The 4156-nt window shown below is 66.3% G+C and carries 5 protein-coding genes; 1 reads left to right on the top strand and 4 read right to left on the bottom strand.

Translation table 11 applies throughout. The features are described 5' to 3' along the window. Nucleotides 1–341: hypothetical protein (locus RR928_RS24865; protein WP_442881936.1), on the bottom strand; the 341-nt coding region annotated here is incomplete at its 3' end. A 316-nt stretch (nucleotides 342–657) separates the two neighbouring features. Here RR928_RS24865 and RR928_RS24370 point away from each other — a divergent pair. Next, nucleotides 658–1182, top strand: a complete 525-nt coding sequence (locus RR928_RS24370; RefSeq protein ID WP_332539248.1) for a hypothetical protein — start codon at nucleotides 658–660, stop codon at nucleotides 1180–1182. A 60-nt stretch (nucleotides 1183–1242) separates the two neighbouring features. Here RR928_RS24370 and RR928_RS24365 read toward each other — a convergent pair whose 3' ends face one another. The 3 genes from RR928_RS24365 to RR928_RS24355 all read right to left on the bottom strand — a co-directional run. Next, nucleotides 1243–2241 (bottom strand): metal-dependent hydrolase, encoded by a 999-nt coding sequence (locus RR928_RS24365; protein WP_332549747.1) that lies wholly within the window; start codon nucleotides 2239–2241, stop codon nucleotides 1243–1245. Between the two features lie 55 nt (nucleotides 2242–2296). Beyond that, nucleotides 2297–3193: a carbohydrate kinase family protein gene (locus tag RR928_RS24360; RefSeq protein WP_332539251.1), complete on the bottom strand. Its 897-nt coding sequence runs from the start codon at nucleotides 3191–3193 to the stop codon at nucleotides 2297–2299. Between the two features lie 21 nt (nucleotides 3194–3214). Beyond that, nucleotides 3215–4156 (bottom strand): DUF3426 domain-containing protein (locus RR928_RS24355; protein WP_332684644.1); only part of this gene is annotated, 942 nt, incomplete at its 5' end.

The following is a 4156-nucleotide window of genomic DNA, read 5'->3' as shown; positions in this document are numbered from 1 at the left end:
GCGAAGAAGGCTGCTGCGCCTGCCAAGGCCGCCGCTCCCGCGAAGAAGGCTGCTGCTCCGGCGAAGGCCGCTTCTGCCAAGGCTGCCGCTCCCGCGAAAAAGGCTGCCGCTCCTGCCAAGAAGGCTGCTGCTCCTGTGAAGGCTGCCGCACCGGCGAAGAAGGCTGCTGCTCCTGCCAAGAAGGCCGCTGCACCCGCGAAGAAGGCTGCTGCGCCGGCAAAGGCCGCCACGCCTGCCAAGGCTGCTGCGCCCGCGAAGAAGGCTGCTGCACCGGCAAAGGCCGCCGCGCCTGCCAAGGCTGCTGCTCCCGCAAAGAAGGCTGCTGCAAAGAAGCCCGCCAAGGCCGCTGCAGCCCCTGCTGCCGTTGCCGCCCCCGTGGCACAGACCGCGCTGAACCCGCAAGCCGCATGGCCCTTCCCTACGGGCACCAAGCCCTGAGGCATGACGCTCCGCGCCAAAGCCCGAAGCCGCAAGGCCTCGGGCTTTTTTCATTCCGCAAGAGTTCAGTCCAGAACTCCGATCCAAGCGCCGGCCCATGGGGAGCCCTTTTGTCGATAGATGGAACCTTTGAGCGAAAACCAAAACATAGTTATTAACTATTGAAATTCAATAGCGATCACTAGGCCAAATTTTCATTCAACGACTTTCCAGACATCCATGACACTTGAACAATTATTGCTGGTCTTGGCGACCAACCAGGAGCAAATCTTCGCGCAAATGGACCGCATCCACTTCATGGAGCAATTGCGCGAAAAGCCGGGCTCCTTGCTGCCCCGGCTTACGGCACTGCACACCCATCATCCAGAAGTCATGCAGCAGCTCCAAGAGGTGCAGCAAAAATATGTCTTGCCGGCGATGCATGCCATGGACTATCTGCAAGAGGTGGTGTTGCCGCGGCAGCTGTGGGACCTGAAGAAGGAAAGGGAAAAGCTGGCGCTTCAGCTGAAGCAACTGCTCGATCAGGTGCAGACTGCATCGACTCAGGAACCGCAGCCGGATACGGACACCGGGACAGATGCAATGCCGGACAGCGAGACGACCGCTGCCGCTGCAGCCACCCCCTCCGAAGATCATGCAGACAAGGATGAGGAAAAGAACGAAGCGGAAGATGGTCCAGACACGCAGGAAGTCATTCCGGCGATCGTTGGCGCGTCCTCTCAAGCAGCGGATCATCTGGCATAACCACCGCTACAGACCGGCGAGGCGGGCACATGCGCCTTGCACTGCGCCCCCTGCGCTGCCTCAGTCCGGCTTATGCCAGATACGCTGCCACAGCTCACCCAGGGCCTGGCGCAGCGGAAAATCCAGCGCCTGCTGCTCGATGTTCACGCGGCCTGCGGCGACATCCGCGGCGCTGCCCAGCAGAAAACGAAAGCTGTAGCGGCCTTCGCTGCCCATGCGCAGGTCGCTCAAGTACAGGTCATCGCCTTGCTGTTCCAGCTTCACGAAGTCGTGCGCGAAGTCCGCAAGCAGGCGCACGGCCGGCGCCTGGGGCGCATACAGCGCCTGCAGCGCCGTGCCGCGGTCATGCCGGGTCCAGGCCATGTCGCCGTCCTGATCGAACACCGAGTAATAGCCTTCCCAATAGTGCGTATCGCCCAAAGCGACGACGCGCCACAGCAGCGTATTGAGCGGCGTCGCGGTCACGAGCAGCTGCGGCGCCGCTATGCGCTGCGCTGCGAGCGACGCCTGGGCCACGCCGCTCGCATGCTGCTGCGCCAGAACGCTCCAGCCCAGGTACAGGCTGCTCAGCACCAGGCCCATGCGGTTGGCGCGAAGGCCTGAGAACGCCTTGCGGCCCAGCGCCAGCACGATGCCCAGCAGCAGCGGCAAGGTATAGAGCGGGTCGATCACAAAGACACTGCCCAGCCCGTAGGCCTCGGTGCTGAACGGCCGCAGCAGCTGCGTGCCGTAGATCGTGAACCAGTCGAGTATCGGATGCGTGACCAGCACCAGCGCCATCGCCACGGCCCAGCGGCGCCACAGCGCGCCTTCGCCGTGCAGCCGCGCTATGCACGCGCCCAGCAGCGGCGAAAGCAGCAGCAGGTACAGCAGCGAATGGCTGTTGCCGCGGTGGTTGACCATGTTGGCCAGCGCATTGCCATGGTCGATGAACACATCGAGATCGGGCAGCGTTCCCGCGACCGCGCCCCATAGCGCGGCTTTCCAGACCGCCGTGCGCCGCCCCATGGTGGCAATCGCCAGCGCCGAACCCAGCGCGATCTGTGAAACGGAATCCATGCTCGTCCAGGTTCAGAAAAGAGATTGGGCCATGAGCGCGCGGCGCGCCCCTGACTTATTCGACCGCGAAGTCGAGCAGGTAGTTCTGCGGGCCCTTGCTCGCGATTTTCAGCGCGCCCACGCGGTTGCCGAGTTCGGCGCAGCGCACCAGCGACCAGCCCTTCTCCAGGCCGAACAGCAGCGCACCGCGCCAGGCGTCGCCGCAGCCCGTGGGATCGACGACCTGCTTGGGCGTGACCGGCGCGACCAGGGTCTTCGCGCCCTGCTCCCAGACTTCGCAGCCGTCGGCGCCCAGCGTCACCACCAGGCCCTTGACCCGCTGCGAAAGCGCCGCGAGGTCCAGTCCCGTGCGGTCGCAAAGGACCTTGGCTTCGTAGTCGTTGACCGCGATCCAGTCGGCCTGCTCGATGAAGACCTTGAGTTCGTCGCCGTTGAACATCGGCAGGCCCTGGCCCGGATCGAAGACGAATGGAATGCCCGCTTCCTTGAACTGGCGCGCGTGCTGGATCATGGCGTCGCGGCCGTCGGGCGCGACGATGCCCACGGCGGCGCGCGTCTCGCCCGAGATCTGCAGCAGATGGGCATGCGACATCGCGCCGGGGTGGAAGGCGGTGATCTGGTTGTTGTCGGTGTCGGTCATGATCATGGCCTGGGCCGTATAGATCTCACCGCTTTCGCCGACATGGCGCGTCGAGATGCCCAGCTCGCGCATGTGCTCGAGGTAGCTGCCGCCGTCGCTGCCCAGCATCGCCATGGGCAGAGGCTCGCCGCCCAGCAGCTTGAGGCTGTAGGCGATGTTGCCGGCGCAGCCGCCGAAGTCGCGGCGCAGCGTGGGCACGAGGAACGAGACGTTGAGAATGTGCAGCTGATCGGGCAGGATCTGGTCCGCGAAACGACCCTCGAAGGTCATGATGGTGTCAAACGCGAGGGATCCACAAATGAGGGCGGCCATGGTCGGTGAGTTTTCCAAAGATCAGGGGTAAAAGACAAGTGCACGATAACCCGCAATGCGCGTCGGCGTGGCGCTGACGGCCAGCGGAATGCGCACACTCCATTCGGCCTGGGCGCCCAGCGTCGCGGGCGCCTGCAGATCGGCGGGCAGCAGCACGCGGCGCAGCACCGGCTGGTCCTGCAGGTCGGTGAGCGTGAGCTCCACGGCGGGCATGGCGAGTTCGGTGCCGGCCTGGTTTTCTATGGTCAGGCTCAGCAGGTAACTGTCGGCCTGGGCGCCGCGCGTGAAGGCCGAGCTCGCGATCACGACCTGGCTGATGTCCTGGCGCGCCGTCAGCGTGCAACCGGTCAGCGCACACAGGCCTTGCAATGCGGGGCGCAGCGACGGCAGCCGGGCGGCGAGCGCATTGCGCTCGTGCAGCGCAACCTGCAGCGCCAGTCCCACCAGCAGCACCGTGCTGCCCAGCGCCAGCGCCAGGCGCACGCCGGGCGCGTGCCAGAACGCCTTGCGCCGCGCGGCGCGCACGAAACCGGGTTCGGCCTCGGGCAGCGGCTGCGCAAACGGGTCGGTGGCCACGGTCTCGGTGGCGTCGGGCAAGGGCGCGGATTCCAGCATGGGCTCCGGCGCCGGTTCAAGTTCGGAATCCGGTGACAGTTCGGGCACCTTGGCCGGCTGTGCGGCGGGCGGCGGCGCCGTGGAATCCTCGGGCTCGGGCTCGGGCTCGGGCTCGGGCTCGGGCGCGGGCGCGGGTTCAGGGTCCAGGTCCGGCTCGGTACGGGCCTCGGGTGCGCTCGCGCGCGCCGGCGCCATATCGGCTTCGGTCAGCTCGGGCCAGGAAGCCGGCGCGTTGGGCCTGGCGGCCGCATCGAGCGGCAGGTCCTCGTCGTCGTCGACCGCCGTGGGCAGCGCATAGCCTGCGGCCTCGGGCAGCACCACCGGCGCCGCAGCGACGGATGCCGCAGC

It is taken from the genome of Comamonas sp., from assembly GCF_036666375.1.
In the GTDB taxonomy this organism is placed as follows: domain Bacteria; phylum Pseudomonadota; class Gammaproteobacteria; order Burkholderiales; family Burkholderiaceae_C; genus Comamonas.
The sequence above is the reverse complement of the archived record's forward strand: the minus strand, read 5'-3'. Positions and strand labels throughout refer to the sequence as shown.

What these genes read in the sequence shown, in the direction of transcription:
- RR928_RS24370 (WP_332539248.1), top strand. Translation starts at nt 658, where the DNA reads ATGACACTTGAACAATTATTGCTGGTCTTGGCGACCAACCAGGAGCAA.
- RR928_RS24365 (WP_332549747.1), bottom strand. Translation starts at nt 2,241, where the DNA reads ATGGATTCCGTTTCACAGATCGCGCTGGGTTCGGCGCTGGCGATTGCC.
- RR928_RS24360 (WP_332539251.1), bottom strand. Translation starts at nt 3,193, where the DNA reads ATGGCCGCCCTCATTTGTGGATCCCTCGCGTTTGACACCATCATGACC.